This window comes from Sagittula sp. MA-2 (genome assembly GCF_030126985.1).
GTDB lineage: Bacteria > Pseudomonadota > Alphaproteobacteria > Rhodobacterales > Rhodobacteraceae > Sagittula.
Genome location: NZ_CP126145.1, coordinates 472,697 through 498,218, shown reverse-complemented (window position 1 = coordinate 498,218; position 25,522 = coordinate 472,697). Strand labels below are relative to the sequence as shown.

At 67.5% G+C, this 25,522-nt stretch carries 31 protein-coding genes; 14 read left to right on the top strand and 17 right to left on the bottom strand.

Annotation, left to right across the window (positions count from 1 at the left end; all coding sequences use genetic code 11):
- Positions 1-57 precede the first annotated feature (57 nt).
- From def (QNI11_RS02615) to def (QNI11_RS02605), 3 genes are read right to left on the bottom strand one after another with little or no spacing between them, the layout of a single operon-like run.
- The gene (gene def / locus QNI11_RS02615; RefSeq protein ID WP_283982229.1) at positions 58-549 is read right to left on the bottom strand and encodes a peptide deformylase; all 492 of its coding nucleotides are present in this window, start codon (positions 547-549) and stop codon (positions 58-60) included.
- Positions 546-1,043 carry a peptide deformylase gene (gene def / locus QNI11_RS02610; RefSeq protein WP_100927999.1) on the bottom strand — a complete coding sequence of 166 codons (498 nt, stop codon included), beginning with the start codon at positions 1,041-1,043 and terminating at the stop codon, positions 546-548. The genes def (QNI11_RS02615) and def (QNI11_RS02610) overlap by 4 nt, the downstream gene beginning before the upstream one ends.
- Positions 1,040-1,567, bottom strand: coding sequence for a peptide deformylase (gene def, locus QNI11_RS02605; RefSeq protein ID WP_283982228.1), 528 nt, complete (start codon positions 1,565-1,567; stop codon positions 1,040-1,042). Before def (QNI11_RS02605) ends, def (QNI11_RS02610) begins: the two co-directional genes overlap by 4 nt.
- Before the next feature lie 104 nt (positions 1,568-1,671).
- Between def (QNI11_RS02605) and QNI11_RS02600 the strand changes: the two genes are divergently transcribed.
- Complete coding sequence (locus tag QNI11_RS02600; protein WP_283982227.1) at positions 1,672-2,847, top strand: MalY/PatB family protein; 1,176 nt, start codon at positions 1,672-1,674, stop codon at positions 2,845-2,847.
- A gap of 13 nt (positions 2,848-2,860) precedes the next feature.
- On the opposite strand, the gene QNI11_RS02595 is transcribed toward QNI11_RS02600, so the two are convergent.
- From QNI11_RS02595 to ispH, 7 genes are all read right to left on the bottom strand, one after another.
- Positions 2,861-3,286, bottom strand: a complete 426-nt coding sequence (locus QNI11_RS02595) for a hypothetical protein (protein WP_100928002.1) — start codon at positions 3,284-3,286, stop codon at positions 2,861-2,863.
- Between the two features lie 114 nt (positions 3,287-3,400).
- Complete coding sequence (locus QNI11_RS02590; RefSeq protein ID WP_100928003.1) at positions 3,401-4,036, bottom strand: trimeric intracellular cation channel family protein; 636 nt, start codon at positions 4,034-4,036, stop codon at positions 3,401-3,403.
- 332 nt (positions 4,037-4,368) lie between these two features.
- Positions 4,369-4,821, bottom strand: a complete 453-nt coding sequence (rnhA, locus tag QNI11_RS02585) for a ribonuclease HI (RefSeq protein ID WP_005855477.1) — start codon at positions 4,819-4,821, stop codon at positions 4,369-4,371.
- 11 nt (positions 4,822-4,832) lie between these two features.
- On the bottom strand, positions 4,833-5,471 hold the full coding sequence (locus QNI11_RS02580) for a bifunctional 2-polyprenyl-6-hydroxyphenol methylase/3-demethylubiquinol 3-O-methyltransferase UbiG (RefSeq protein WP_283982226.1): 639 nt from the start codon (positions 5,469-5,471) through the stop codon (positions 4,833-4,835).
- Positions 5,468-5,920 (bottom strand): DUF3429 domain-containing protein, encoded by a 453-nt coding sequence (locus QNI11_RS02575; protein WP_283982225.1) that lies wholly within the window; start codon positions 5,918-5,920, stop codon positions 5,468-5,470. Before QNI11_RS02575 ends, QNI11_RS02580 begins: the two co-directional genes overlap by 4 nt.
- 129 nt (positions 5,921-6,049) lie before the next feature.
- Positions 6,050-6,481, bottom strand: coding sequence for a c-type cytochrome (locus QNI11_RS02570; RefSeq protein ID WP_283982224.1), 432 nt, complete (start codon positions 6,479-6,481; stop codon positions 6,050-6,052).
- A 114-nt stretch (positions 6,482-6,595) separates the two neighbouring features.
- A complete protein-coding gene (gene ispH / locus QNI11_RS02565; RefSeq protein ID WP_100928006.1) occupies positions 6,596-7,546 on the bottom strand; it encodes a 4-hydroxy-3-methylbut-2-enyl diphosphate reductase in 951 nt (316 codons plus the stop codon).
- A 120-nt stretch (positions 7,547-7,666) separates the two neighbouring features.
- Between ispH and QNI11_RS02560 the strand changes: the two genes are divergently transcribed.
- Positions 7,667-9,346 carry a hypothetical protein gene (locus tag QNI11_RS02560; protein WP_283982223.1) on the top strand — a complete coding sequence of 560 codons (1,680 nt, stop codon included), beginning with the start codon at positions 7,667-7,669 and terminating at the stop codon, positions 9,344-9,346.
- Here the strand turns inward: QNI11_RS02560 and QNI11_RS02555 are convergent.
- Together QNI11_RS02555 and QNI11_RS02550 are read right to left on the bottom strand one after the other, a co-directional pair.
- Complete coding sequence (locus tag QNI11_RS02555; RefSeq protein ID WP_254698356.1) at positions 9,343-9,792, bottom strand: YqaA family protein; 450 nt, start codon at positions 9,790-9,792, stop codon at positions 9,343-9,345. The two genes, QNI11_RS02560 and QNI11_RS02555, sit on opposite strands and share 4 nt — an antisense overlap.
- A 67-nt stretch (positions 9,793-9,859) precedes the next feature.
- The gene (locus tag QNI11_RS02550; protein ID WP_040604057.1) at positions 9,860-10,432 is read right to left on the bottom strand and encodes an NYN domain-containing protein; all 573 of its coding nucleotides are present in this window, start codon (positions 10,430-10,432) and stop codon (positions 9,860-9,862) included.
- A gap of 144 nt (positions 10,433-10,576) precedes the next feature.
- Between QNI11_RS02550 and folK the strand changes: the two genes are divergently transcribed.
- From folK to QNI11_RS02525, 5 genes are all read left to right on the top strand, one after another.
- Positions 10,577-11,140 carry a 2-amino-4-hydroxy-6-hydroxymethyldihydropteridine diphosphokinase gene (gene folK / locus QNI11_RS02545; protein WP_283982222.1) on the top strand — a complete coding sequence of 188 codons (564 nt, stop codon included), beginning with the start codon at positions 10,577-10,579 and terminating at the stop codon, positions 11,138-11,140.
- A gap of 80 nt (positions 11,141-11,220) precedes the next feature.
- Positions 11,221-11,574, top strand: a complete 354-nt coding sequence (gene rpoZ / locus QNI11_RS02540; protein ID WP_100928010.1) for a DNA-directed RNA polymerase subunit omega — start codon at positions 11,221-11,223, stop codon at positions 11,572-11,574.
- A gap of 30 nt (positions 11,575-11,604) precedes the next feature.
- On the top strand, positions 11,605-13,743 hold the full coding sequence (locus tag QNI11_RS02535; protein WP_100928011.1) for a bifunctional (p)ppGpp synthetase/guanosine-3',5'-bis(diphosphate) 3'-pyrophosphohydrolase: 2,139 nt from the start codon (positions 11,605-11,607) through the stop codon (positions 13,741-13,743).
- 17 nt (positions 13,744-13,760) lie between these two features.
- Complete coding sequence (locus tag QNI11_RS02530) at positions 13,761-14,402, top strand: DUF2062 domain-containing protein (protein WP_100928012.1); 642 nt, start codon at positions 13,761-13,763, stop codon at positions 14,400-14,402.
- A 17-nt stretch (positions 14,403-14,419) separates the two neighbouring features.
- Positions 14,420-15,109: a class I SAM-dependent methyltransferase gene (locus QNI11_RS02525; protein ID WP_283982221.1), complete on the top strand. Its 690-nt coding sequence runs from the start codon at positions 14,420-14,422 to the stop codon at positions 15,107-15,109.
- A 158-nt stretch (positions 15,110-15,267) separates the two neighbouring features.
- On the opposite strand, the gene QNI11_RS02520 is transcribed toward QNI11_RS02525, so the two are convergent.
- On the bottom strand, positions 15,268-15,885 hold the full coding sequence (locus tag QNI11_RS02520) for a hypothetical protein (protein WP_100928014.1): 618 nt from the start codon (positions 15,883-15,885) through the stop codon (positions 15,268-15,270).
- Positions 15,886-16,066: 181 nt separating this feature from the next.
- Here QNI11_RS02520 and QNI11_RS02515 point away from each other — a divergent pair, with 181 nt between their 5' ends.
- From QNI11_RS02515 to acpS, 4 genes are all read left to right on the top strand, one after another.
- On the top strand, positions 16,067-16,816 hold the full coding sequence (locus QNI11_RS02515; RefSeq protein ID WP_283982220.1) for a pyridoxine 5'-phosphate synthase: 750 nt from the start codon (positions 16,067-16,069) through the stop codon (positions 16,814-16,816).
- Positions 16,813-17,283, top strand: coding sequence for a nucleoside deaminase (locus QNI11_RS02510; protein WP_100928016.1), 471 nt, complete (start codon positions 16,813-16,815; stop codon positions 17,281-17,283). Before QNI11_RS02515 ends, QNI11_RS02510 begins: the two co-directional genes overlap by 4 nt.
- An 81-nt stretch (positions 17,284-17,364) precedes the next feature.
- On the top strand, positions 17,365-17,826 hold the full coding sequence (locus tag QNI11_RS02505) for a hypothetical protein (RefSeq protein ID WP_283982219.1): 462 nt from the start codon (positions 17,365-17,367) through the stop codon (positions 17,824-17,826).
- Between the two features lie 5 nt (positions 17,827-17,831).
- Complete coding sequence (gene acpS, locus QNI11_RS02500) at positions 17,832-18,248, top strand: holo-ACP synthase (protein WP_100928018.1); 417 nt, start codon at positions 17,832-17,834, stop codon at positions 18,246-18,248.
- 377 nt (positions 18,249-18,625) lie between these two features.
- On the opposite strand, the gene QNI11_RS02495 is transcribed toward acpS, so the two are convergent.
- The 3 genes from QNI11_RS02495 to QNI11_RS02485 all read right to left on the bottom strand — a co-directional run bounded on the left by QNI11_RS02495 (position 18,626) and on the right by QNI11_RS02485 (position 22,202).
- On the bottom strand, positions 18,626-19,378 hold the full coding sequence (locus QNI11_RS02495) for an SDR family oxidoreductase (RefSeq protein WP_283982218.1): 753 nt from the start codon (positions 19,376-19,378) through the stop codon (positions 18,626-18,628).
- A gap of 92 nt (positions 19,379-19,470) precedes the next feature.
- Positions 19,471-19,653 carry a hypothetical protein gene (locus tag QNI11_RS02490; RefSeq protein WP_283982217.1) on the bottom strand — a complete coding sequence of 61 codons (183 nt, stop codon included), beginning with the start codon at positions 19,651-19,653 and terminating at the stop codon, positions 19,471-19,473.
- 65 nt (positions 19,654-19,718) lie between these two features.
- The gene (locus tag QNI11_RS02485; protein ID WP_283982216.1) at positions 19,719-22,202 is read right to left on the bottom strand and encodes a right-handed parallel beta-helix repeat-containing protein; all 2,484 of its coding nucleotides are present in this window, start codon (positions 22,200-22,202) and stop codon (positions 19,719-19,721) included.
- A gap of 147 nt (positions 22,203-22,349) precedes the next feature.
- Between QNI11_RS02485 and lepB (QNI11_RS02480) the strand changes: the two genes are divergently transcribed.
- From lepB (QNI11_RS02480) to rnc, 3 genes are read left to right on the top strand one after another with little or no spacing between them, the layout of a single operon-like run.
- A complete protein-coding gene (gene lepB, locus QNI11_RS02480; protein WP_283982215.1) occupies positions 22,350-23,183 on the top strand; it encodes a signal peptidase I in 834 nt (277 codons plus the stop codon).
- Between the two features lie 4 nt (positions 23,184-23,187).
- Entirely contained in the window at positions 23,188-24,159 is a 972-nt protein-coding gene (gene lepB, locus QNI11_RS02475; RefSeq protein ID WP_283982214.1) for a signal peptidase I, read from the top strand.
- Positions 24,156-24,833: a ribonuclease III gene (gene rnc, locus QNI11_RS02470; RefSeq protein WP_100928023.1), complete on the top strand. Its 678-nt coding sequence runs from the start codon at positions 24,156-24,158 to the stop codon at positions 24,831-24,833. Before lepB (QNI11_RS02475) ends, rnc begins: the two co-directional genes overlap by 4 nt.
- On the opposite strand, the gene QNI11_RS02465 is transcribed toward rnc, so the two are convergent.
- On the bottom strand, positions 24,825-25,367 hold the full coding sequence (locus QNI11_RS02465) for a thermonuclease family protein (RefSeq protein WP_283982213.1): 543 nt from the start codon (positions 25,365-25,367) through the stop codon (positions 24,825-24,827). The genes rnc and QNI11_RS02465 overlap by 9 nt on opposite strands.
- Positions 25,368-25,522 lie beyond the last annotated feature (155 nt).

The following is a 25,522-nucleotide window of genomic DNA, read 5'->3' as shown; positions in this document are numbered from 1 at the left end:
CGCCTGTCGGCGCGCCGCATGTCTTTTCGAAGAAAAGGCGGGCCGGCGAGACGAGCCCTACGTCTTGCGCGCCTTGCGGATCAGCATGTCGCGTTTCACCTTGGACAGCCGGTCGAAGTACATCCGCCCGTTCAGGTGATCGACCTGGTGTTGCACCGAGGTGGCCCAGAGGCCGACGAAGTCCCTTTCAACCCGCGTGCCCATCTCGTCCAGGTAGGCGACCGTCACGGCGCGGGGACGGGATACTTTGGCCCAGACGCCCGGCAGGTTGGGGCTGCCTTCCTCGTGGTCGCGCAGTTGCACCGAGGCGTGCAGGATGTCCGGGTTGGCCATGCGCACCGCCTCGCCGCGGGTGTCGGAGGCGTCGACCACCGCCAGCCGCAGCATCACGCCGATCTGCGGCGCGGCAAGGCCCACGCCCGGCATCGCCTCCATCGTGTCGATCATGTCGGTCCAGATGGCGCGGATCTCGTCGGTGACGGCCTCCACCGGCGCGGCGACCGTCCTGAGGCGCTTGTCGGGCCAGGGCACGAAGGGGCGGACGGTCATCGCAGGGCCTCGTATTCGGAAAGCAGCGCGCCGCGTTCCGCCAGCGGCAGGTGCTGAAAGTGCATCACCCCGTCGAGGTGATCGGTTTCGTGCTGGGCGATGCGGGCGGCGGCGCCGGTCAGCACGACCTCATGCGTCTTGTCGTCGAGGTCGGTGTAGCGCAGCCTGATCCGCGTTGGTCGGGTAACCATGACCGACACGCCGGGCATCGACAGGCAGGCTTCCTCGCCGGCCTCTTCGGGGCCGTCCAGCGGCTCCACCACCGGGTTGATGCAGACCATCGGCGTCTTCTCCCCGTCCTTCCAGGTCGCGTCCATCACGAACAGCCGCGACCGCACGCCCACCTGCGGCGCGGCGAGGCCGCGGCCCGGGGCGGCGTACATCGTCTCGAACATGTCGCCCGCCAGCCGCGCCACGGCAGAGGGCGCGCGCACCAGCATCGACGCCGCGCGCAGCCCGGTGTCCGGCCAGGTGAGGATCGGCAGCAGGCTCACGCCTTCTCCCGCGCGCGTTCCTTCTTCAGCTTGACCATCTTGCGGGTGATCATCTGACGCCGGAGCGGCTTGAGGTAGTCGATGAAGAGCTTGCCGTCGAGGTGGTCGATCTCGTGCTGGACACAGGTAGCCCAGAGCCCGTCGAAGGTTTCGGTCCGCAGCACGCCGTCGCGGTCCAGCCATTCCACGTCCACGACCTTGGGGCGCTCCACCTCGGCGTATTGCTCGGGGATGGACAGGCAGCCTTCCTCGTAGACGTTCTGCTCCTCCGACGCGGCGATGACGCGCGGGTTGAACATCACCAGCGGGCGGGCGTCCTCCCCGTTGTCGGACTTGGAGCAGTCGAGCACGATCAGCCGCGACAGCACGCCGATCTGCGGCGCGGCCAGCCCGATGCCCGGCGCGTCGTACATGGTTTCCAGCATGTCGTCGGCCAGCACGCGCAGATCGTCCGACAGGTCGGGCACGGGATCGCAGACCTTTTTCAGGCGCGGGTCGGGATGGATGAGGATGGAGCGCTTCATGCGCCGGGATTTAGGGAAATGTGCGCCTTCGCGCAAGCATCGGGGTTGCACCTGCGGATCAGTTGGCTAGCGTCCGCGGCAAAACTGCAGGAGATGCCGCCGCCATGAGCCGCTTTGACGAAGAGATCGACCGCCAGGGAACCCATTCGGTCAAATGGGACATGATGGAAAGCATCTACGGCGTGCCCTCGGACGAAGGTCTTGCGATGTGGGTGGCGGACATGGACTTCCGCCCGCCCGACTGCGTGCAGGCCGCCGTGCAGCGCATGGCCGACCACGGGCTTTATGGCTATTACGGCGACGACCGCGGATACCGCGAGGCGATCTGCTGGTGGATGAAGGAACGGCACGGCTGGACGGTCGAGCCGGGCGCCATCTTCACCACCCACGGGCTGGTCAACGGCACCGCGCTCTGCGTGCAGACATACACCGAGCCGGGCGACGGCGTCGTCCTGTTCACGCCGGTCTACCACGCCTTTGCCCGCGTCATCAAAGCCTCCGGCCGCGAGGTCGTCGAATGTCCGCTGACGATTCAGGACGGGCGCTACGTGATGGATTTCGACGCCTACGACGCGCAGATGACCGGGCGCGAGAAGATGGTGATCCTCTGCTCGCCGCACAATCCTGGCGGCCGGGTGTGGACCCGCGAGGAACTGCAGGGACTGGCCGATTTCGCCAGGCGGCACGACCTGATCCTCGTCTCGGACGAGATCCACCATGACCTCGTGATGCCGGGCCATACCCACGTGCCCATGCCGCTGGCGGACGACAGCATCATGGACCGGCTCGTGATGATGACCGCCACGACCAAGACGTTCAACATCGCAGGCTCCCACATCGGCAACGTGATCGTCCCTGACGAACGCCTGCGCGCGCGCTTCGCGGCGACCATGGCGGGGCTGGGGATTTCGCCCAACTCCTTCGGGATGTTCATGGCAGAGGCCGCCTATTCCCCGGAAGGCGCGGCCTGGGTCGACGAACTGGTGCAGTATCTCGACGGCAACCGGCGGCTCTTCGACGAGGGGATCAACGCCATCCCCGGCCTGCACAGCATGGAGATGCAGGCGACCTACCTCGCCTGGGTCGACTTTGCCGGGACGGGCATGGCGGCAGAGGAATACCGCGACCGCGTGCAGCAGCAGGCGAAGATCGCCGTCAACCACGGCCCGACCTTCGGCACCGGCGGCGAAAGCTACCTGCGCTTCAACTTCGCCACGCCGCGCGCCCGGGTGGTCGAGGCGGTCCGGCGGATGCAGGAGGCCTTCTCCGACCTGCAGTGACGGCGCGGGGCCGTCAGCGGCCCCAGCCACCTGCCGGGCGGTAGGCGTCGCCGACCTCCATCTCCGAGACACCCAGCGCCTTCGCCACCTCCTTCTTGGTGGCATAGCGCGACTTGGTGTGGAAGTTGGTGGTCGCCTGCCGGTAACGGCCGATCCCGTAGGCGCCCGGTTCGTTGTTCTTGACGATGATCATCCAGGGATGCTTGTTCTCGCCGCCGAACTCCGGGTTCTCGAAATCCATGTGTTTCTTGGTGGTGATGTTGGTCGCCGCCGGGTCGGTCAGGTCGAAGGCCAGCAGGATACGCCCCTTCACCATGCTGGGCCGATACCCCTTGTCCATCGAGAAGATCCACATCGCCGATCCGTTGTGCGACACGAGGCCGGAGGCCAGAGCCTCCTCCGCGTGATCCTTCGGAACCCATCTGAAAAATGTAGGCATGGTGCAATCCTCCCCGCAGAATGAAATGCGGAAAGGGTGCCACGACTTCCCGTTTTGCGGGAGTATGATTTCCCTGACTTCAGCCCGGACTCCGGCAACTCCGGGCGGCCCGTCTCAGGGTTTGTAGCGCGGCGGAAACCCCTTGTAGACCGGCAGGCTCCAGCCAAAGGCGATGCTGCCCGCGCGCAGGCAGAAGGTGACGGCGGCACAGGCCATCGCCGCCTGGGCCGGGCCGACAGTCTGCGGCAGGAAGGTGGCCAGCCCCGTGGTCAGCGCGCCGAAGAAGGCGCAGGTCACGTAGAGCTCGCCCTGCTTCAGGATCAGCGGCACCTCGTTGGCGACCACGTCGCGCATCAGCCCGCCCGCGCAGCCGGTCAGCACGCCCATCACCAGCACGATGCCCAGCGACTGCCCTTCGGCCACGGCGATGCCAGACCCGGCGGCGACCGCCACCGACAGGGCCGCTGCATCCAGCCAGACGATCGCCTTGTAACGGCTTTCCAGCAGGTGCGCGGTAAAGAACACCAGCACGGCGGCGGCACAGGCCACGCCAAGGATATGCGGATCCTTCATCCAGAAGATCGGGTTGCGGTCCAGCATGAGGTCGCGCAGCGTGCCGCCGCCCGTGGCCGTCAGGCAGGCAAAAAAGGCAAACCCCACGATGTCGAGCTGCGCCCGGCTGGCCACCAGCGCCCCCGTCAGCGCGAAGACAAGGACGGAAGCATAGTCGAGCAGCTGCAGCGCGGTCATGGCGCCCATCCCGCGAGTGCTCGGACAGCCAGCGGCGCGGCACGGCCGTTCCCGACAGGAGCGTCCTGCAAGCGTAGGTGAGCTGACGAGAGGCGATGACAGACCACCGGACAGCCCGTACCACCGGCCCCGGACTGCACGGCGCCAACGACATGCACGGTCATGCGTCAGCCCTCACGATGCCCCGAACAGGAAAACCCGGACCGAAGCCCGCAAGGGCCGACCCGGTCTGCGCCCGGCAAACGCGATGCGCGGTCATGCTGTCCTCCCCCTCTCCGCCCTGCAGACTGGCCCTTGTCCCGGGCCGTCCGAAGGACCTCGCGACCCGCCTTCTACGACTTGAAGGGGGCCATGCCGGCGCGGGCCAGTTCGTCCGCGCGTTCGTTTTCCGGGTGGCCGGCGTGGCCCTTGACCCATTCCCAGACCACGTCGTGACGCGCCTGCGCGGCGTCCAGCCTCTGCCACAGTTCGACGTTCTTCACCGGCTTCTTCGCGGCGGTCTTCCAGCCGTTCTTCTTCCAGCCGAAGATCCAGCCCGTCACGCCGTTCTTCACGTACTGGCTGTCGGTGATGACCGTGATCCTGGACGGTTTCGTCAGCGATTCCAATGCGCTGATCGCCGCCATCAGTTCCATCTGGTTGTTGGTCGTGACCCGCTCGCCGCCCTTCAGCTCGCGCTGCTTGACGACCTCGTCGCCTTCCATCGCGCGCAGCAGGACGCCCCAGCCCCCGGGGCCGGGATTTCCGGAGCAGGCTCCGTCGGTATAGGCGTAGAGGTCGGGCATGGCGCTTTCGGTCAGGCGGTTTCGGTGTCTGGATCTGTGTCTGCGTCCGGCAGGATCTTCCGGGCGGTCAGGGTGAACCACCCGGCGACCTCACCGTCAAGCCCCTTGTCCGCACCCTCGCGCAGATCGTCCGTCACCATGTCGAGCGCCGCCAGCAGGCCGGTCAGCTCCGCCACGGTGTAATAAGTGTAGAACCGTCCCAGCCGGTCGCGCTTTTCGCCCGTGCCTTCCTTCAGCCCGATGTGCAGGACGCCGCCGGGTTTCAGCGCCCGGTGCAGCCGCGCCAAGTGGCCGGGCATGGCCGCACGCGGCGCGTGCAGGAGCGAGAAGTTCGCCCAGATCCCGTCATAGCGCGCCTCGGCGTCGATGTCCTCGAACACCGCCTTGCGGACCTTCAGCCCTTCGACCTTCGACGCCTCGGCCACCATGGCGTCGGAGGCATCCGTCGCCTCGACCTCGAACCCCATCTCAAGCATCGCCTGCGCCCAGCTTCCCGGCCCGCAACCAAGGTCGAGCACCCGCCCGCCCTTCGGCAGCCGCGCCACGAAGGCCTGCAGCGATGCGGTGGCGGCCGGGTCCCGCCCCATGGTCTGCGCGTAGTCGCCCGCGCGGGCGTTGTAGACCTCAAGCGTCTCGCGATCCGCAGTCACAGCAGCACCCCCACGGCCAGGCAGGCGACGACCAGAACGGTCAGCAGCATCCGCAGTTTCATCCACCACTCGGGCGCCAGACCCCAGCGCCAGAAGGCGAAGTCCAGCGTCAGGAGCCCGAGAAACCCGAAGATCAGGTAGGTCCCGGCAGAGACCGGCCCGCCCCCTGTCATGAAGAAGGCCCAGAGCGCGGGCAGCACGGACAGCCCGTAACCCGTCGCCGCCTGCCCGCCCTCTGCCTTGGTGGCAAAGCCCCACAGAACGCCGGACATGAAGGACAGGATCACCGCGCCGTAGAACAGCTGCACGTAGGGGCCGGTGAACCGCGGCCCCAGCGTCGAGGCGGCGAAGTTCGCCGCAGCGGGCGACACCATCGTCAGCGCACCCCATGCAAACGGCAGCACCCCGGCCAGGCCGAGGATCAGGGCGGAACGGGGAATCTGGGTCATGGCGTCTCCGTCGCTTGGATGGCGGGCCGCGGGCGGGCGCGGTCCCGCACCCTGTTTAGCCCCCGGCACCACCGGCGGCCAGTGCCGCAAACCGGAGCTTCAAGCGCAGGGCGGACCGAAGGGCGCGCCCTATTCGTGCGGCGGGTTGCGCGAGGCCTGCAGCTCGCGGATCTCTTCCGGCCACTGGTCGTGGATGTAGGCGAGGATGTTCCAGATCTCCTCGTCCGACAGCGTGTCGCCGAAGGCGGGCATCCCGGACTCGAACCCCTTCACCCCCAGCCGCTTCACCAGCTCCGCGCCGCCCAGCTTCACGTAGTCGAAGTTCTGGACGTTGGAGTGATGCCATGTGTGGCCGCTCGCGTCATGCGGCGGGGCGGGCAGGATGCCGTCGTCGCCGGGCGACTGCCAGTCCGGCTGCCCTTCGAGGTCGGCCCCGTGGCAGGACGCGCAGTTCTCGGCATAGAGCGTCTCGCCGGCGGCCAGGTCCCGGCCATCGAATTCATGGCCGGCAAAGGCCGGAGCGGCAAACACAAGGGACAGGAGCAAAAGGCTGGATCGCATGGCGGGCGCCCTTCCGGGGTTGGTCTTTGTCATCGGCTCAGCCTAGTCCGCAGGCGCGCCCGGGCAAATCACGTTGCGCGGCGGCCACGAGCCGGGGCGCACGCAACGCCCGTCTCACGCCGGGACGCGCAGGACGCGGGGCACCTTGAACTCAACGTCTTCCTTGGCGGTCTCCACCACTTCCATCGCCACGTCGTATCGGGCGCGGAAGGCGTCGATGACCTCCTCGATCAGCACCTCGGGCGCAGAGGCCCCGGCGGTGATGCCCGCCGCGCCGATGCCCTCCAGCGCCCGCCAGTCGATGTCGGAGGCACGCTGCACCAGTTGCGCGTAGGAACAGCCCGCCTTCCGGGCGACCTCCACCAGCCTGCGCGAGTTGGAGGAGTTCGGCGCCCCCACCACCAGCAGCGCATCGACCTTGGGCGCGATGGCCTTGACCGATTCCTGCCGGTTCGTGGTAGCGTAGCAGATGTCTTCCTTGTGCGGCCCGACGATGGACGGGAACCGCGCCTTCAGCGCCGCGACGATCTCCGCGGTGTCGTCCACCGACAGCGTGGTCTGCGTGACGAAGGCCAGCCGCTCCGGATCGCGGACCTGCACATTGGCCACGTCGGCGGGGGTCTCCACAAGCAGCACCTCGCCCGCGGGCAGCTGCCCCATGGTGCCGATGGTCTCCGGGTGTCCGGCATGGCCGATCATGATCATCTGCAGGCCGTTCTCCGCATGGCGGGCGGCCTCGATATGCACTTTCGAGACCAGCGGGCAGGTCGCGTCGACATAGATCATCTCGCGCCGCGCCGCCTCGGCCGGGACCGCCTTCGGCACGCCGTGGGCCGAGAAGATCACCGGGCGGTCGCCGGGGCATTCCTCCAGCTCCTCGACAAAGACGGCGCCCTTGGCGCGCAGGTCATCGACGACGAACTTGTTGTGCACGATCTCGTGGCGGACATAGACCGGCGCGCCCCATTTCTCGAGCGCCATCTCGACGATCTTGATCGCCCGGTCGACACCGGCACAGAAACCGCGCGGCGCGGCAAGGTAAAGGGTCAGTGGGGTCATGCGCATGTCTCCTTGCCCCTCACCTAGTCAGTCGCACCGCCCGCGTCCAGTAATCCGGACCTTGATCCACCAGCGTTAACCAAGCAGGCTGGGTCCAAACGCCTATTTCAAAGACAGAGTATTGCCATGACCGCCTCCAGCGACGAGTTCACCGATTTCCTGCGCTTTGGCGGGGCCGCCCCGCCGGACCCGTTCGCCGCCCTGAAGGAAAAGGTCCGCCGCAACCCGCTGGACGGCGCCGCGCTGGAGGAACTGGCCGAGGCGCAGATCGCCGGGGGCCGCATCCTCGACGGTTTCGCCACCTACAACACGCGGATCTCGCTCGGGAACGTCTCCGCGCCCACATGGGCGCGGATCGGCGCGGCGATGGACCGGCAGCAGGAATACGCGCAGGCCATCGCGTGCTTCGAGCAGAGCCTGTCGCTGGAGGACGCGCCGGAGGTCCGCCACATGATGGGCCGCGCGCTGTTCAAACTGGGCGACGTGGACGCCTCCGTCGCGTTCCACGAAAGCGCCGCGAAGGAGACCGGCAACCTCGCTGCGTGGCTTGCGGTGGCGACGCTGGTCCCCGGTGCGCCCACCGCCACGCCCGAATCCATCCTCGCCGCCCGGCAGACCTTTGCGCAGGTGCTGGCGAACTCCCCCCTCGCCAACCGGATGAAGCGCACGCCAAAGCCCCGCCCCCGCACGGACGGGCCGCTGCGGGTGGGTTACGTGTCGTCCTGGCTGGAAAAGCCGAACTACATGCGGCCGACCTGGGCGCTGATCAACAACCACGACCGCGCAAAGGTGGAGGTGCACCTCTTCTCCGACAGCGCCGAAGGGGCGGAGATGATCGGCTACGAACCGCACCCGACCGACGTGATCCACACCACGGGCACGCTCGACAACACGCAACTGGGCAAGCTGATCTGCAAGACCGGGCTCGACATCCTGATCGATATCAACGCCTACAGCACACCCGAACGGCTGGGCATCTTCACCCAGCCCGTCGCGCCGATCTGCCTTGCGTGGCAGAACCACTTCGCGCCCTCCGGCCTGCCCGGCTTTCACGGGATCGTCGGGGACGAGCAATCGGTGAAACCGGGCGAAGAGGGGTTCTTCAACGAAACCGTCCACCGCCTGCCCACCAGCTACCTGACCTTCACCGTCGCCCACAGGGCGCCGCCCGTGACCGATCCGCCCTGCCTGACGAACGGTCACATCACCTTCGGCAGCCTCTGCGTGCAGTACAAGCTGACGCCCACCGTGATCGACGCCTGGTCGGAGATCCTGAAGGGCGTGCCCGGATCGAAGCTGTTCCTTGCCAACCGCACGCTGGAAAGCGGCGAGAACCGCGTCTGGCTGACCGAACGCTTCGCCGAACGCGGGATCGGCACCGACCGGCTGATCCTCGACGGCGGGGCCGAGCACTATGACTACCTGAAGAACTACGACCGGATGGATTTCGCGCTCGACGCCTTCCCCTACAACGGCGGCACCACCACGGTAGAGGCGATCTGGCAGGGCGTGCCGGTGCTGACCTTCGACGGCGACCGCTGGGCCTCGCGCACCTCCGCCTCGCTGATCTGCTACACGCACCTGAAGGACTTCGTCGCGCCCTCCCGGCAGGCGATGATCGACATGGCGATCCGCATGGGCAACGACCCCAAGACCCCCGCACGGCTGAAAGACATGCGCCACGGGATGCGTGACGCCCTGAAGGACGCGCCGGTCTGCGACGGCAGGCGGATGGCGCAGTCGATGGAGGCGCTCTTCGACCGGCTGATGGACCGCCGGACCGGCCGGCAGGCGGACCCGGCCTAGCCGATGATCCCCGCCGCCGCCCAGGCGAACAGGATGTAGCGCACCGTCTTGGCGAAGGCGACGAGCGCCACGAACAGCCACAGCGGCGTGCGCATCACGCCCGCGATGAGGGTGATGGCGTCGCCCAAAGGCGCCCATGACAAGAGCAGCGTCCAGACGCCCCAGCGCGCGTACCAGCGCTGCGCCCGCTCAAGCTGCGCCTCGGAGGCCGGGAACCAGCGCGACCCGCGGAACCGCTCCGCCGCGCGGCCCATGGCGTAGTTCACCACCGAGCCCAGCGTGTTCCCGACCGAGGCGACCACGATCAGCAGCCACAGCGGCCAGATGTCCTTGGCCTGCATCGCGGCAAAGACCAGTTCCGACTGGAACGGCAGGACCGTCGCCGCACCGAAGGCGGCAAGGAAAAGGCCGCCCATTGCGACGAATGTGGCGGCCAATCCCGTCATCGTTTCCCGGCTGGTGCCCCATCCGGCCCGGCGCCATCCCCACAGCGCCTGCCGGAAGGGTGCCCCGTCACTTGGACGAGGCGACCTCGAAGTTGCGTTCCACCTGCTGCTCGCGCGGCGGGCGGCCGATGACTTCGCGCAGCTCGTCCAGCTCGATGAAGTTGTCGGCCTGGCGGCGCAGTTCGTCGGCAATCATCGGCGGCTGGCTGCGGATGGTCGAAACGACCGAGACCCGCACGCCCTGACGCTGAAGCGATTCGACCAGAGGCCGGAAGTCGCCATCGCCAGAGAACAGCACGATATGGTCCACGCGCGGTGCCAGCTCCATGGCATCGACCGTCAGCTCGATGTCCATGTTGCCCTTGACCTTACGGCGTCCCTGGCTGTCCGTGTACTCCTTCGCGGGCTTGGTCACCATGGTGAAGCCGTTGTAATGGAGCCAGTCGACCAGCGGCCGGATCGGCGAATACTCGTCGTTTTCCAGCAAAGCCGTGTAATAGAATGCGCGCACCATCTTGCCACGACGCGCGAATTCCTGCCGCAGGAGCTTGTAGTCGATATCGAAGCCGAGTGCTTTTGCGGCTGCGTAGAGATTTGAGCCGTCTATGAACAGCGCAAGCCGTTCGTCCTTGTAAAACATCAAATGTCCTTTCATTCAATGTGTCCGCCGTCGTCCGTGAGTGTGAGTGTTTGGATAAAGGGCGGGCGTAGGAGCTAAGGTTAATGCTTTCAGCACGTATATCAAGCGCGCAAAACACCTCATAAGGATAGACCGGCGATCAATATGGAACAAGAATTCTTGATTGCATTGGGGTCGAACCTCGGGTCCGACCACGGCGACCCTGCGGAAACCGTGAAAGCGGCGCTTGCCGCGCTGGCAGACGCGGGCTTCCGGTTGCGACGGGTCAGCCGATTCTTCGCGACGCCGTGTTTCCCCGCCGGGGCCGGTCCCGACTACGTCAACGCCTGCGCCGCCGTGGCCCTGCCCGGCGCCGCCGCGCCCGAGGTTCTGACCCGGCTGCATGCGATCGAGGCGGACTTCGGCCGCGCCCGCGTGCAGCGCTGGGGCAGCCGGACGCTCGACCTCGACCTGATCGCCGCCGGTGACACCGTCCTGCCCGATGCGGACACCCACGCCGCCTGGCGCGCCCTGCCGCTCGAGGATCAGAAAAACCGCGCCCCCGACCGGCTGATCCTGCCCCACCCCCGGCTCCAGGAACGCGCTTTCGTGCTTGTGCCCCTGCGCGACGTGGCCGCCGGATGGCGCCATCCGGTGCTGGGCACAACCGTCGCCGCGATGACCGAGGCGCTGCCCGAAGAGCTGCGGCAAGAGGTCTTGCCATTGTGACTTGACGCCGCTTGTAAATCCGGCATTGCCGCGTTAAACCGTGGTTTCTCAGGAATCCACCACAGGATTGGAGCGTTCAGATGGCCCGCGTGACGGTAGAAGATTGCGTTGACAAGGTACCCAACCGGTTCGAACTGGTGATGCTCGCCGCGCACCGCGCGCGTGAGTTGTCCGCCGGTGCGGCGATCACCGTGGACCGCGACAACGACAAGAACCCCGTCGTTGCCCTGCGCGAGATCGCGGAGGAAACCCAGTCCACCGACGAACTGCGCGAGCGCCTGATCGAGTCGAACCAGACCCAGATCGAGGTCGACGAACCCGAGGACGACGCCATGGCGCTGCTCATGGGTGCCGAACAGGACAAGCCTCAGGACGACGACATGTCCGAAGAGAAGCTTCTGCGCGCGCTCATGGAAGCGCAGGGCCAAAGCTGAGCGGGACCTTTTGGGTCGGGGTAGGGCAACATGATCGCTGCTGAGGATCTTGTTGCCCTCGTCCGCAACTACAATCCGAAAACCAACGAGAAACTGATCACGGCGGCCTACGAATACGGCCGCCAGATGCACGAAGGTCAGTTCCGCAAGTCGGGTGAACCCTATTTCACCCACCCCGTCGCCGTGGCCGCCATCCTGACGGAACAGCAGCTCGACGATGCGACGATCATCACCGCCCTGCTGCACGACACGATCGAGGACACCCGTTCCACCTACACCGAGGTGGAGCAGAACTTCGGCCACGAGGTCGCGGAACTGGTCGATGGCGTCACCAAGCTGACCAACCTCCAGCTTTCCAGCTCCGAGACCAAGCAGGCAGAGAACTTCCGCAAGCTGTTCATGGCGATGTCCAAGGACCTGCGCGTCATCCTAGTGAAGCTCGCCGACCGGCTGCACAACATGCGCACCATCAAGGCGATGAAGCCGGAGAAGCAGCAGCAGAAGGCGCGCGAGACGATGGAGATCTTCGCCCCCCTCGCCGGACGCATGGGCATGCAGTCCATGCGCGAGGAGCTGGAGGATCTCGCCTTCCGCGTGCTGAACCCGCAGGGCCGCGAATCGATCATCCGCCGCTTCATCACGCTGCAGAAGGAAACCGGCGACGTGATCCACCGGATCACCTCGGACATGCGGCACGAACTGGAAAAGGCCGGCGTCGACGCCGAGGTCTTCGGCCGCGCGAAGAAGCCCTACTCCATCTGGCGCAAGATGCAGGAGAAGAAGATCGGCTTCTCCCGCCTCTCGGACATCTACGGCTTCCGCATCATCACCCGGTCGGAGGCGGACTGCTACGCCACGCTCGGCGCGATCCACCAGCGCTGGCGCGCCGTGCCGGGCCGCTTCAAGGACTACATCAGTCAGCCGAAATCGAACGGCTACCGGTCGATCCACACTACCGTCTCGGGCCGCGACGGCAAGCGGGTCGAGGTGCAGATCCGCACGCGCGAGATGCACGAGGTCGCCGAAACCGGCGTGGCCGCACACTGGTCCTACCGCGACGGCGCCCCCGCCGAGAACCGCTTTGCCGTCGATCCCGCCAAGTGGATCGCCTCCGTCACCGAACAGTTCGATTCGGAGGAGGATCACGACGCCTTCATGGAGGCGGTGAAGCTGGAGATGTACTCCGACAAGGTGTTCTGCTTCACGCCCAAGGGCGACGTGGTGAAGCTGCCCAAGGGTGCGACGCCGCTGGACTACGCCTACCAGATCCACACCCGCATCGGCTCGAAATGCGTCGGCGCCAAGGTCGACGGCATTCGCGTGCCGCTCTGGACCCGGCTGAAGAACGGCCAGTCGGTCGAGATCATCACCGCCGAGGGGCAGGCCCCGCAGGCCACGTGGCTCGACATCGCGACGACCGGCAAGGCCAAGACCGCGATCCGCCGCGCCCTGCGCGAGGCCAACAAGGAACGCTTTGCCCGGCTGGGCCTCGAACTGGCGCGCGCCGCCTTCGAAAGCCACGGCAAGAAGGCCACCGACAAGGTGCTCGAAAAAGCGGCCAAGACCCTGCGGCTGGAAGACACCGAGACCCTGCTGGCCCGCCTCGGCAGCGCCGAGCTGACCACCCGCGAAGTGGTGGAGGCGATCTATCCCAACCTCGCCGTCGTCCGGGACGTGGAGGTGGACACCAAACGCGCGGTCGTCGGCCTCGAACACGGCCAGGGGTTCGAACGCGCCTCCTGCTGCCAGCCGCTGCCCGGCGAACGCATCGTGGGGCTCGCCCATCGCGGCAAGGGCGTGGCGGTGCACGCCATCGACTGCGCCGCGCTGGCCGCCTACGAGGATCAGCCGTCGCGCTGGCTCGACCTTCACTGGGCGGACGGCATCCATCCGGCGGTCTACACGGTCACCCTTGAAATGGTGCTCGGAAATGATGCAGGCGCATTGGGACGGATTTGCACATTGATCGGAGAGCGCAAGGCCAATATCTCCGACATGACCTTCCTTGACAAGAAACCGGATTTTTACCGCATCATGATGGATATCGACCTGCGCGATGCCGAGCACCTGCATTCCGTCGTCTCCGCGCTGGAGGCAGAGAGCATGGTCGCTTCGGTAGAGCGACGGCGCGATCCCGGGCTGGAGGCGGCGCCGGAAGCGGCAGAATAAAGCGAGGCATCGGCAACGTGTTCAAGCGACGCGACAGGCGCCCGATCTGGCGGATCGTGGCGGAAGCGCTCTGGCCCAAAGGTGGCTGGGGTCGCGCCGCGCGTTACGTCCGGCTGCGCCTGAACCGCCTGCCCGATCCGCCGAACCGCATCGCGCGCGGCATCTTCGCCGGGGTCTTCACCACCTTCACGCCGTTCTACGGGCTGCATTTCATCGTCGCGGCGACGCTGGCGTGGCTGATGCGCGGCAACATCCTGGCCGCGCTGCTGTCGACCTTCTTCGGCAACCCGCTGACCTACGTGCCGATCGGCGTCATCGCGATGAAGACCGGCTACTGGCTCCTTGGCCTGCACGGCCATCCCGACCACCACGACGGCAGCCTCGGCGCCAAGTTCGTGAAGGCCGGGCAGGACCTGTGGGACAACTTCTACGCCATCTTCACGCCCGAACAGACGGACTGGTCGCACCTGAGGATCTTCTACGACGAGGTCTTCTATCCCTACATGATCGGCGGGATCATCCCCGGCATCATCGCGGGCACCATCGCCTACTACGTCTCGCTGCCGCTGATCACCGCCTTCCAGAACCGCCGCAAGGGGGTCATCAAGGCAAAGCTCGCCGAACTGAAAAAGCGCAAGGCCGAAGGCCGCGCGCCCTGACGCCCAAAGGTCTTCCGATGCAGGATTCCGCCACCGATTTCTTCGCGGGCAATGCCGCAACGGGCTACGACGCGCGCAACGCGCGCCTCGCACCGATCTCCGACGCGCTGCATTTCCTGACCGGCCTCGTGCTGGAGGACCTGCCCGACGACGCCCGTCTGCTCTCCGTGGGCACCGGCACCGGGGCAGAGGTGCTGGCCCTCGCCCGCGCTCATCCCGGCTGGCGTTTCACCTGCGTCGATCCCTCCGCCGACATGCTCGCCGTCTGCGCCGACCGGCTGGCGCAGGCGGGCCTTTCGGACCGCTGCACGCTGGTCCACGGCGACGTGCACGCCCTGCCTGACGGCGCCCCGCATGACGCGGCGCTGGCCATGCTCGTCGCCCACTTCATCGCCGAGGGCGACCGCCCCGCCTTCTACGCCGCGATTCGCGCGCAGCTCTCCCCCGGCGCGCCCTTCGTCAGCGCCGAGATCAGCCACGACCTCGACGCCCCCAGCTTCGCGCCGACGCTCGGGACGTGGAAGAAGGTCCAGACCCTGATGGGCGCCACGCCCGAGTCGCTCGACCGCCTGCCCGTCCTGCTGAGAGAGACGCTCGCCGTCCTCTCCCCCGCCCGGACCGACGCGCTGCTGGCAGAGGCGGGCTTCACCGCCCCAACGACATTCTACCAGGCCGTGATGATCCGCGCCCTGCACGCCCGCGCCTGACCGCGACACAGGCCCGGCCCCCGGGGCAGAGGTTCAAGGCACCCTCGCCCCGAACACGCCAACCTGTTGAAATTCAGACCGAACGGGCCGGCGGGCGGGCGCACTTGCCGAAGGCAACAGTCCCGCCCCCGGCCAGGCCATCACGTCAAGCGCAGCCCTTACTCTTCCTCTTCCGGCTGCACGTAGGCCACCGGCCCGAGGGTGGAGTTCAGCCCCCAGTCCCGCACCTTCAGCAGACCGTCCGCGATGTAGAGCTTGCGGATCGGGTACACCTGCTCGCCCTCCGGCCCGGCCACCACCATGACCGGCCCCTTGTTGGTGTTGCGCGTCCAGACCAGCGGGTCGGTCTCGGTGATGCTGTCGACGATCGCGCGGACCTCGTCGGGGTCCGTCACCCGCTCCACCTGGAAATAGCACAGCCCCTCGTAGCTGCCGACCGCGGCAAAGGCCACCGCCCCCACCACCAGCGTCACCGGCGCCGTGACCACCGCCGTGACCGAGGCCGCAAGCCCGCCGACGCCGCCCGCCGCCGTGGTCGCGCTCGACACCGTTCCGGCGGCGCCGGTCACCAGCTTCACGCTCTGGCCCGGGTGCATCAGCATGTAGTTCCCGGCGACCCGCGCGCCGGTCCGGGCCACGTCGCCCGCCCGGTCGACCGCCGCGCCTGCCAGCTTCGACGGCTTGTTGGCGCAGACGCCTTCCGCCCATGCCAGCGACGGCAGCGCCGTCAGCATCGCCAGTCCGATGAATGTCCCTGCAAGACGTCTCTGCGTCATTCCGGTCTCCTGCTCGCTATCCTCGCCCAAGGATCTATCAGGCCCGACCCGCCCGGCAAACGCCGCAGCCGCGGGGCGCACCCGCCTGCGCGGCCTTCCGCCAAGCCGCGCGCCCGGAAACCGCGTTGCATTTCCCGCAGGGACCCCTAGTGTTTGATCAAATTCCACCCCGGAGGCCCCCATGACCCCCACCGGCAAATTGCGCCTCGGCGTGAACATCGACCACGTCGCCACCGTCCGCAACGCCCGCGGCTCCGCCTACCCGGACCCGATCCGCGCCGCCAAGCTGGCGGAGGAGGCGGGCGCCGACGGCATCACCGCCCACCTGCGCGAAGACCGCCGCCACATCTCCGACAGCGACATCGAACGGCTGATGGACACGCTCACCCTGCCGCTCAACTTCGAGATGGCCGCCACGCCCGAGATGCAGGCCATCGCGCTGCGCCACAAGCCGCACGCCATCTGCCTCGTCCCCGAGAAGCGCGAGGAGCGCACCACCGAGGGCGGGCTCGAAGTCGCGCGCGAGGAGAACCGGCTGGCGCATTTCATCGCCCCCCTGCGCGACGCGGGCTGCCGGGTGTCGATCTTCATCGCCGCCGACCGCCGCCAGATCGAGGCCGCCCACCGCATCGGCGCGCAGGTGATCGAGCTGCACACCGGCGCCTACTGCGACTTCCACGCCGAGGGCGACTTCGACCAGCGCGACGCCGAGCTCGAGCGCATGCGGGAGATGGCCGCCTTTGCCCACTCCCTCGGGCTCGAGGTGCATGCCGGACACGGCCTGACCTACGAGACGGTGAAACCCGTCGCCGCCTTCCCCGAGGTGATGGAGCTCAACATCGGCCACTTCATCATCGGCGAGGCGATCTTCCTCGGGCTGCAACCGGCCATCGCCGAGATGCGCCGCCTGATGGACGAGGCCCGCGCATGACGGAGGTGACCGCCGCCGAGCGCGCGGTCATGGAGGAGCTGATCGACACCGCGCTCGACCGGCAGGGCAGCGGCGGGCCCGCCGCCATTGCCGCGGCGATCATGCGCGGCGACACGCTTCTGGCCCGCGGCGCGAACGAGGTGCACCTGAACCACGACCCCTCCCGCCATGCGGAGATCGTGGCGATCTCGGCGGCCTGCCGGGCGCTCGGCACGGCGGACCTCTCGGGCTGCACGCTGGTCACCACCCTGCAACCCTGCGAGATGTGCCTCGGCGCGATCCGCTTTGCGGGCATCGGCCGGGTGATCTTCGCCGCGCAGAAGGGCGGCGTGCAGGAGGCCAAGTATTTCGGCTTCCCCGGCCTCGACCTGCCCGACTTCGTGGCCGCCTGCGACGGGGAACTGACCACCTGCGGTGGCGTTGGGGAGGACCGTATCCTGCACGTCTACGCCGAGGGCAACGACTGAACGGTCCCCCGCTCTGGGGCGCCGTTTTCCTCTCCCCTCCCCCGTGCTAGCGTCGCCGCCACCAGTTCAGGAGTGCCCGCCATGTTCCGTTCCCTCGCCCTGATGGGTCTTCTCGCCGCCACCCCCGCCCTCGCCCTCGCCGAAGAGTTCAATCCGCAGGTGTCGAACTGCGACGGACGGTCCAGCGCATGGAACCTCGCCGAACCGTGGGAGGCGCACACCCGCACCTTTTCCAACGGCAAGACCCGCGTGGCGATGATCGACACGGTGGAACCGGCGGGCGGCTGGGCCTACCTGCTGATCCTCTCCCCGCCCTACGACGAACTCGGCATCCGCCAGTGCGTGATGATCGGCAACGGCGGGATCGGCTTCTCGCGCATGGACTTCGCCGCGATGACCGCCGATTACGACCCGGCGCAGGGGCTGATCTTCACCCTGCCCGTGGGCTCCTACATCACGGGCGAGGACAGCGACCCGGTCTACGACCTGCAGATCGTCCTCAACCAGGCGACCGGCGACGTCACCCTGCGCTGGCCGGACTGACCTTCATGATCCTCGGCATCGGAACCGACCTCGCCAACATCGAACGGATCGCGCGCACGCTCGACCGCTTCGGCGACCGTTTCCGCAACCGCGTCTTCACCGAAATCGAGCAGGCCAAGGCCGAACGCCGCGCCGACACGCCCGGCACCTACGCCAAGCGGTGGGCCGCGAAGGAGGCCTGCTCCAAGGCGCTCGGCACCGGGCTGCGGATGGGAATCGCGTGGAAGGACATGGCGGTGACCAACCTGCGCACCGGCCAGCCGGTGATGCACGTGACCGGCTGGGCGAAGGAGCGGCTGGACAGCATGACCCCGCCGGGTCACGAGGCGATCATCCACGTCACCCTCACCGACGACCACCCCTGGGCGCAGGCCTTCGTGGTGATCGAGGCGCGCCCGCTGGCATCGCCGGACAACGCCTGACCAACAGGCTGGCCCGGCGCACCCAAGGCCGTCCGGACGGGACGCCCCCGCGTCGCACATCCGGCCCCCATAAGGCCCGCCCTCACATCACGAACAAAGCGCCCGACTACACCGGCGCACCTCTGGCGCCGCGCCGCCCTGCCGGACGGACAACGCCAACCCGCCCCCCCCGGTCGCACCTGTCGAATGCCATGCGAAATCGACGCGACCCCATGGATTTCCGGGTCTCGGTCACGAGGCAATGCCAAGCAATCCTGCCCCCACTGCCACGCCTTTCCGACCCAATCCTAACCTTCGACGCGCCCCGCACCCGTGCCAGCTGTGCGGAACGGAGCGGACGTTGACGTGCAGTGGGTCAACGTCCGCAAATGATGACCTCAGGCCTTGGTAATGGAGTTTCCGCCATCCACGGTCATTGCGCTGCCGGTAACGAAAGATGCCTCCGGTGAAAGCAGGAACATTGCGGCCTGCGCGATTTCCGACGGCTCGGCGATCCGCTTGAGGGCATGGAACCCGCGCACGACCTCATGGAAGCTGGGATCATCTCCCGCCATGGGCGTCATCGTGCCGCCCGGCAGGAGCGCGTTCACGCGGACTTTCTCTGTGCCGTGTTCGACAGCCAGAACCTGAACCAGTCCAACCAGACCTGCCTTAGCGGCAGCATAGGCCGCCATACCCGGCAACCCAATCGCATGCCCGACGAACGAAGAGGTGAAGACAATGGACCCGCCGCCGTTGTCGCGCAGCGCCGGTATCTGGTATTTGGCCGCGTAGAAGCCGCTGTTGAGATTGACGGCCAGCACCTCGTGCCAGTTGTTCGAGTGCATGTCGGGCACGGGCTGCATCTGACCTACCGTGCCTGCGTTGTTGAATGCGCCGTCAAGGCCCCCGAACGTATCCAGGGCACAGCGCACGAGGGCTTCGGCATATGCCTCGTCGCGCACGTCGCCGGGAAGGCAGACCGCATTTCCGGGGCCTTGAGCGATCTGCCCGACGAGCCGTTCGAGTTCGGGCCTCCTTCGAGCGCCGAGAACGAGATTTGCGCCGTTCGAGGCCAGAAGAAGTGCGCTGGCAGCACCTATCCCGCTACTCGCCCCGGTCACGATGATGGTCTTGTCTTTGAGTTTCATTGCTATGCCTTTCGATCATTGGATGTTGATCGACTACGGCACAGCCTCGCGGACCGGCGACCCGTTTCATGCGCGGTCGGGGTGCTACGTATTCATTGCACAAGATCCGGATTGGACGTGGCCGGTATTGGAAAGCGGCCAATCGGACTGCGCGCAATATCGGCCATCTCGGGCTCGCTGCCGGCCTTCGCTGCATGGGGCACGAACGACAGCTTTTCCTTGGCAAATGCGATCCGGGTCAGCGAACTGACAGGGACGTCGCTTTTGTCTGACACCTGACAACACCCCCTCGCAGGGCGGGGCTATGCGCCGCCTCCCCCCGACAGCCACACGCGCCGCCTTACTCCCGGTTGCCGGAGCGGATCACCGAGCCCGCGCTGGCCTCGATGTCCCACGCGCCGCGTTCGTTGCCGCGCAGGTCGTTGTCCTCGAACTGGCCGCCCGCCTCCTTGTAGATCCAGACCGCCTCGTAGGCGTTGCCGGTGATCGTGTTCCCGCGCACCACCGCATGGCTCTTCTCGCGGGCCGATATCCCCGCCCCGCCGTTGCCGGCGATCTCGTTGTCCTCGATGGTCCCCCTGCCGCCCTCGAACAGGCTCACCCCGCTCTGCCCGTTGTCGCGGATGGTGTTGCGGCGGATCAGCGGGTCGCCGTCCTCGCTGATCGAGATCCCGGCATTGGCGTTGCCGTAGATCTCGTTGTCCTCGATCAGCCCTTTCGCGGCCTCGTAGACGTAGATGCCGCTCTGCTGACCGTCGCGGATGGTGTTGCGGCGGATCACCGGGTCGCCGTCCTTGCCGACGCTGATCCCCGACAGCACGTTCGCATAGACCTCGTTCTCCTCGAAGGTGCCGCGCCCGCCGTCGTAGACGTTCAGCCCGGACTGTTCGTTGTCATGCACGTCGTTGCGCCGCACGATCGGGTCCGATCCGGTCGCCACCGCGATGGCCGACTTGCCCGATCCCGTCACCTCGTTGTCCTCGATGGTGCCCTTGCCGTCCTCGAAGACGTAGATGCCGCTCTGCTCGCTGCGGTGGATGGCGTTGCGCCGGATCACCGGGTCGCCCCCGGTCTTGACCGAGATCCCCGACCCCTTGATGTCGAGGATCTCGTTGTCCTCCACCGTGCCGCGCGCGTCGTCGTAAACATAGACCCCGGTCGAGGCGCCGTCCTTGATGATGTTGTTGCGCACCGTCGCGGTGCTGCCCGACCGGACCCCCACGATGGCCAGCCCGCCCGAGGACATCACGTTGTCCTCCAGCACAGCCGAGCCGCCGTCGAAATCCACGGTGTAGAAATCGCCGCCCCGCAGGTGCAGCGTCAGGTTGGCGATGCGTCCCGACCCGGCGGTCCAGTAGATCACGTCGTCCTCGTCCGATTCCCAGACGATGGTCGTGCGGTCGCCGACACCGACGATGGTCACGGGGATGTCCACGTCCACGCCGCCCTCGTAGAGGCCCGGGTAGATCTCGATCACGTCCCCGGCCGAGGCCGCGCGCAGCGCCGCGTCGGGCGAGCTGTAGTCGCCCCGCCCGTCCGCCATCACCCGCAGCACGTCGGTTCCGGGGATCGGCTCGCGCGGGTTGATCGCCTCCTGGGTGGAAGAGGCCGTGACCAGCTCCAGCATGGCCCGCGCGCTTTCTGCCGCCGCCGTCTCCGGGAAGGTGGCGATCAGCTCCTCCAGCCGCGACCGGCGCGACAGCCCCTGCACCTGAAGCGCGGCGGTCAGCGCCGCGGTCGCGGTCTGCTCCGGGTCCTCGCGGCCCGGCCCCTGCATCAGGTCCAGCGCCCGCTGCGCACTCTGCGCCGCGCGGCTGCCGGGAAAGCCCTGCACGATCTGCGCCAGCGCATCGCGGCGCGCCGCGTCGTCCTCGATCAGCAGCGCGTCGGTCAGCGCGCCCTGCGCCCGCGCCGCCGGATCGAAGCTGCCTGTGCCGCCCGCGCCCGCCTGCTGGAACTCCAGCCCCAGCGCCGCCGCCACGGCCGAGATCTTGTGCCCGCTGTTGTAGCCGCCCTGCGCGTTCAGCCCGCCCTGGTTGTGCAGCCCCATGACCGCCAGCGTCCGCGCGTCCAGCAGCAGCGACCCGGACGACCCACCCGTGCTTTCGCAGCTGTGCCGCAATTGCGAGGCGGCCTCCGGCAGCGCGGCCTGCTCCGGGTGGATCTGGCAGGTGCCCGAGGAAAACTGCTGCGCGTCGCCCCGCGGGTGATGCACCATGGTCAGCGCCCGGCGCGGCGTCACGTCGGTCTCCATCATCATCGGGACGCTGCCGCCCAAGGCCTCGTTCGCGTCGGCCCCGATGATCTGCAGCAGAAGCGCATCGGTGGCGTCGTCCGCGGCGATCTCCCGGTCGTCGACAAGGAAGGTCTGCACGTTCCCGGTGAAATCGGTCGAGGTGTAGCCGAAGTTGATCCGCGCCTCCCGCACCCGGGTAAAGCCCGCCGCCACGAGGCTCGGCTCACGGAAACAATGCACGTTGGTCAGCAGACGGTTGCCCGGCAGCAACGCCGCGGTGCAGTTCGTCACGTAGGGCGAATTGAGCGTGGTCGACCCGTTCGGCGTCTGCACCGTGCGCGGCTTGCCGTCCGGCGTCATCAGGCACACGTCCAGCCGCCCGATGAACCGCCCGATGTCCTGCACGTCCTGCGGGGCCTCGCGGATCGGGCGCCAGAAGCCGCCGCGCGACGCGGCCCCCTCGACAAGGGCCTGGAAGGCCGAACTTTGCGCGTCGATCTTGAACTCGAACTTGCAGTCTTCCAGCGCATGGGCGGGCATCGCGGCCGCGACAAAGCCCAGCACCACGCAGGCGATCCGAAAAAGCATGATCCATCCGTCCCGATGAAATATGACCTGTGAAGTATGCCCCCACGGTACGCCCGTCCGGCGATCTGTCAACGGTTGGAGAGCCGCCTTGACACGCCCTGCCCTGCCGCTCATGTAGCGCGGGGGACATCTGGCAAGGGGCATTGAATGGCAACCGAAGAGAAAAAAGGTGGTCTGCTCGAGACCATCAAGACCATCGTCTACGCGTTGCTCATCGCCGGCGTCTTCCGCACCTTCCTGTTCCAGCCGTTCTGGATTCCCTCGGGTTCCATGAAGGACACGCTGCTCATCGGCGACTTCCTCTTCGTGAACAAGATGGCCTACGGCTATTCCTACGCCTCCTGCCCCTCCATCATCATTCCGCGCTTCGGCATCGACATCGACGCGCATGACGTCTGCGGCTGGGCCGACGGCGACAACGCCCGCCTCTTCGGGTCCGAGCCCGAGCGCGGCGATGTCGTGGTCTTCCGCCATCCGACCACCGGGCGCGACTTCATCAAGCGGCTGATCGGCCTGCCCGGCGACCGTATCCAGATGCGCAACGGCATCCTCTACATCAACGACCAGCAGGTCGAGGTGCAGCCCGACGGCACCTTCGAGGAGATCGCCGCACCGCAGGGCCCCCAGCGCCTGCGCCCCCGCTGCGCCAACGGCCCGGTCGGCGAAGGCGGCGTCTGCGTCAAGGAGAAGCTGATCGAGACACTGCCGGGCGGCACCAGCCACTCGATCCTGAACATTGGCACGCAGGGCTCCGACAACACCGGCGTCTTCACCGTGCCCGAAGGCAACTACTTCTTCATGGGCGACAACCGCGACAACTCCTCCGACAGCCGGGTCAGCTCCATGACCGGCGGCGTGGGCTTTGTCCCCTACGAGAACCTCGTGGGCCGGGCGGACCGGGTGATGTTCTCCTCTGCCGGGCGGTCGATGCTGTTCTTCTGGACGTGGCGCGGCGACCGGTTCTTCAAGAATATCCAGTGATCCCATGGACTTCGTCCGCGACGGGCTGGACTGGAGCGGCCTGACCGGGCGCGCCCGGGTGGCGCTTGCGACGGCCCTCTGGCTGGCGCTGTCCTTCCTGGCGCAGCGCGTCGACGGCTTCGGCCCGCTGCACGCCGCGCTCTGGCTCGCCGCCGCGCTGTCGATGCTGCTCGCCGTGGGCCACGCCCGCCGCCGCCTGCGCGACATCAACGCATCCGGCTGGTGGCTCTGGCTGCTGATGGTGCCCTTCGTCTCGCTCGTCTTCGCGCTGTTCCTTGTCCTGCGCAGGCCCGAACCCGCAAAGGCCCCTCCCGCCTTCAGCCGCACCGCCCGCGCCGCCACCGCCCTGCTCGCCCTGCTGGTCGCCAGCCGCGCCCTGTGGGAGCCCTACGCCATCCCCGCCGGCAGCATGAAGCCCGCGCTCCTGCCCGGCGACTACATCCTCGCCACGCCCGGCTTCGGCCGCCCCGAACGCGGCGACGTCATCATCTTTTCCCACCCCGACACCGGCACGCCTTTCGTCAAGCGCGTCATCGCGCTCCCCGGCGAAACCATCGCCTTCGAAAACGGTATCCCGGTGATCGACGGCACGCCCCTGCCGCACGCGCCCGACGGCCTCTTCACCGAACCGGCCGAGACGCCTCTGTCCACCGCCGCGCCGCGCTGCGCCAACGCCCCCGTGGCCCCCGGCGCCCCCTGCGAAAAGCGCCGCGAGACCGAGACCCTGCCCGAGGGCCGCACCGTCACCGTGCTCGACATCGACGCGAAGACCATGGACGACCTGCCCCCCTTTGTCGTACCCGGGGGGCATGTCTTCGTTCTGGGCGACAACCGCGACAATTCTCTCGACAGCCGTGTGCCGCGCCGGTCCGGCGGCCCAGGTCCCGTGCCCTACCGCGCCATCACCGGCCGGGCGCGGATCGTGCTGTTCAACAACCGCGGCACCGGCGGCCGGGTGATGCGGGGGATCGAATGAAGGTATCGGCAGAGATCAAGGCGCTCGAGGAAAAGCTCGGCCACACGTTCCAGGACAAGTCCCTCCTGCGGCGCGCCGTCACCCATGCCTCCATGTCCGGCCCCGGGCGCGAGGACAACCAGCGGCTCGAATTCCTCGGCGACCGCGTCCTCGGCCTCGTCATGGCCGAGGCGCTGCTGGGACATGACCGCAACGCCTCCGAAGGGCTGCTGGCGCCGCGCTTCAACGCGCTGGTGCGCAAGGAAACCTGCGCCGAGGTCGCGCGCACCATCGGCGTCGGAGAGGCGCTGAAGCTCGGCCGCTCCGAACAGATGTCCGGCGGCCGGCGAAAGCAGGCGCTGCTCGGCGACGCGATGGAGGCGGTGATCGCCGCGGTCTACCTCGACGGCGGTTTCGACGTCGCGCAGGAGATGATCCTGCGGCTCTGGGCGCCCCTGATCGCCAGCGTCGAGGAAGACGCCAAGGACGCCAAGACCACGCTCCAGGAATGGGCGCAGGGCCGCGGCATGGCGCCGCCCTCCTACACCGAGGTCGAACGCTCCGGCCCCGACCACGCCCCGGTCTTCACCATCGAGGCCCGCCTCGCTACCGGCGAAACCGCCCGCGCCACCGCCGGCAACAAGCGCCAGGCCGAACAGGCCGCCGCCCGCGCCCTGCTGGACGAGCTAACCTGATGACCTGCGGGCAGCCTTCTGCCGCTCGAACTTTTCCCACACGTGCATCTGGCCTTTCTGGCGCGCTGCGGCCAGCCACAGCTTGCGCCGGGCATCGGGCGTCTCCAGCGCTGCATAACACCCGCCCGAGAACTTCGGCCAGTCGAGGGCCAGCCCCTTTTTCACCAGTTCCGCGGACAGATCGCGCCCGTCCGGCAACACGCATTTGGCTACCGTACGTCCGTGCGCGTCCTCGTCCACGATGGAGGCGGAAACAATCTGCCCTTTGCAAAGCGCCATCATCGCCCGCTTGGCGCGGATGCCATAAGGGTGATCCATTTCCGGCGCGTCGATCCCGAACAACCGCAAGCGTACGCCTGCCAGGTCGATTGTGTCGCCGTCCACAACCCAGGCCTTGCCCTTCAACACGCGCCGGACAGGTTCGGGATCGCAGTCAGCTACCGCGGGGGTTTCTGCTCGCGGGGTGCAGGCCGCGGTGTGGAGACCGTCGGGCGGACGGGAGAAACCGGTCGGCTGCCGCGGTCGCGAAGCCATTCTTCGTCAGCCGCCCTGTCCTTCCGGGCTCTGTCATGAATGTCCTTTGACCTGGCTTTTGCGCCCGACGAAAAACGCTGGGCGAGCACGACAACCAAAAGAACCAATCCCAAACCGATCACAGCTTCGAAATACAAAACGAGTTCCCCGAGACA

Excerpts from the sequence above, each read along its gene's own strand:
- QNI11_RS02515 (WP_283982220.1), top strand. The coding sequence starts at position 16,067 with ATGACCCCCACCGGCAAATTGCGCCTCGGCGTGAACATCGACCACGTC.
- QNI11_RS02600 (WP_283982227.1), top strand. The coding sequence starts at position 1,672 with ATGAGCCGCTTTGACGAAGAGATCGACCGCCAGGGAACCCATTCGGTC.
- QNI11_RS02575 (WP_283982225.1), bottom strand. The coding sequence starts at position 5,920 with ATGACCCAGATTCCCCGTTCCGCCCTGATCCTCGGCCTGGCCGGGGTG.
- def (WP_283982229.1), bottom strand. The coding sequence starts at position 549 with ATGACCGTCCGCCCCTTCGTGCCCTGGCCCGACAAGCGCCTCAGGACG.
- QNI11_RS02525 (WP_283982221.1), top strand. The coding sequence starts at position 14,420 with ATGCAGGATTCCGCCACCGATTTCTTCGCGGGCAATGCCGCAACGGGC.
- QNI11_RS02505 (WP_283982219.1), top strand. The coding sequence starts at position 17,365 with ATGTTCCGTTCCCTCGCCCTGATGGGTCTTCTCGCCGCCACCCCCGCC.
- folK (WP_283982222.1), top strand. The coding sequence starts at position 10,577 with ATGGAACAAGAATTCTTGATTGCATTGGGGTCGAACCTCGGGTCCGAC.
- rpoZ (WP_100928010.1), top strand. The coding sequence starts at position 11,221 with ATGGCCCGCGTGACGGTAGAAGATTGCGTTGACAAGGTACCCAACCGG.
- ispH (WP_100928006.1), bottom strand. The coding sequence starts at position 7,546 with ATGCGCATGACCCCACTGACCCTTTACCTTGCCGCGCCGCGCGGTTTC.
- rnhA (WP_005855477.1), bottom strand. The coding sequence starts at position 4,821 with ATGCCCGACCTCTACGCCTATACCGACGGAGCCTGCTCCGGAAATCCC.
- QNI11_RS02485 (WP_283982216.1), bottom strand. The coding sequence starts at position 22,202 with ATGCTTTTTCGGATCGCCTGCGTGGTGCTGGGCTTTGTCGCGGCCGCG.
- QNI11_RS02465 (WP_283982213.1), bottom strand. The coding sequence starts at position 25,367 with ATGGCTTCGCGACCGCGGCAGCCGACCGGTTTCTCCCGTCCGCCCGAC.
- rnc (WP_100928023.1), top strand. The coding sequence starts at position 24,156 with ATGAAGGTATCGGCAGAGATCAAGGCGCTCGAGGAAAAGCTCGGCCAC.
- QNI11_RS02495 (WP_283982218.1), bottom strand. The coding sequence starts at position 19,378 with ATGAAACTCAAAGACAAGACCATCATCGTGACCGGGGCGAGTAGCGGG.
- QNI11_RS02570 (WP_283982224.1), bottom strand. The coding sequence starts at position 6,481 with ATGCGATCCAGCCTTTTGCTCCTGTCCCTTGTGTTTGCCGCTCCGGCC.
- QNI11_RS02595 (WP_100928002.1), bottom strand. The coding sequence starts at position 3,286 with ATGCCTACATTTTTCAGATGGGTTCCGAAGGATCACGCGGAGGAGGCT.
- QNI11_RS02590 (WP_100928003.1), bottom strand. The coding sequence starts at position 4,036 with ATGACCGCGCTGCAGCTGCTCGACTATGCTTCCGTCCTTGTCTTCGCG.
- QNI11_RS02560 (WP_283982223.1), top strand. The coding sequence starts at position 7,667 with ATGACCGCCTCCAGCGACGAGTTCACCGATTTCCTGCGCTTTGGCGGG.
- QNI11_RS02535 (WP_100928011.1), top strand. The coding sequence starts at position 11,605 with ATGATCGCTGCTGAGGATCTTGTTGCCCTCGTCCGCAACTACAATCCG.
- def (WP_283982228.1), bottom strand. The coding sequence starts at position 1,567 with ATGAAGCGCTCCATCCTCATCCATCCCGACCCGCGCCTGAAAAAGGTC.
- QNI11_RS02555 (WP_254698356.1), bottom strand. The coding sequence starts at position 9,792 with ATGACGGGATTGGCCGCCACATTCGTCGCAATGGGCGGCCTTTTCCTT.
- QNI11_RS02550 (WP_040604057.1), bottom strand. The coding sequence starts at position 10,432 with ATGTTTTACAAGGACGAACGGCTTGCGCTGTTCATAGACGGCTCAAAT.
- QNI11_RS02510 (WP_100928016.1), top strand. The coding sequence starts at position 16,813 with ATGACGGAGGTGACCGCCGCCGAGCGCGCGGTCATGGAGGAGCTGATC.
- lepB (WP_283982215.1), top strand. The coding sequence starts at position 22,350 with ATGGCAACCGAAGAGAAAAAAGGTGGTCTGCTCGAGACCATCAAGACC.
- lepB (WP_283982214.1), top strand. The coding sequence starts at position 23,188 with ATGGACTTCGTCCGCGACGGGCTGGACTGGAGCGGCCTGACCGGGCGC.
- QNI11_RS02520 (WP_100928014.1), bottom strand. The coding sequence starts at position 15,885 with ATGACGCAGAGACGTCTTGCAGGGACATTCATCGGACTGGCGATGCTG.
- acpS (WP_100928018.1), top strand. The coding sequence starts at position 17,832 with ATGATCCTCGGCATCGGAACCGACCTCGCCAACATCGAACGGATCGCG.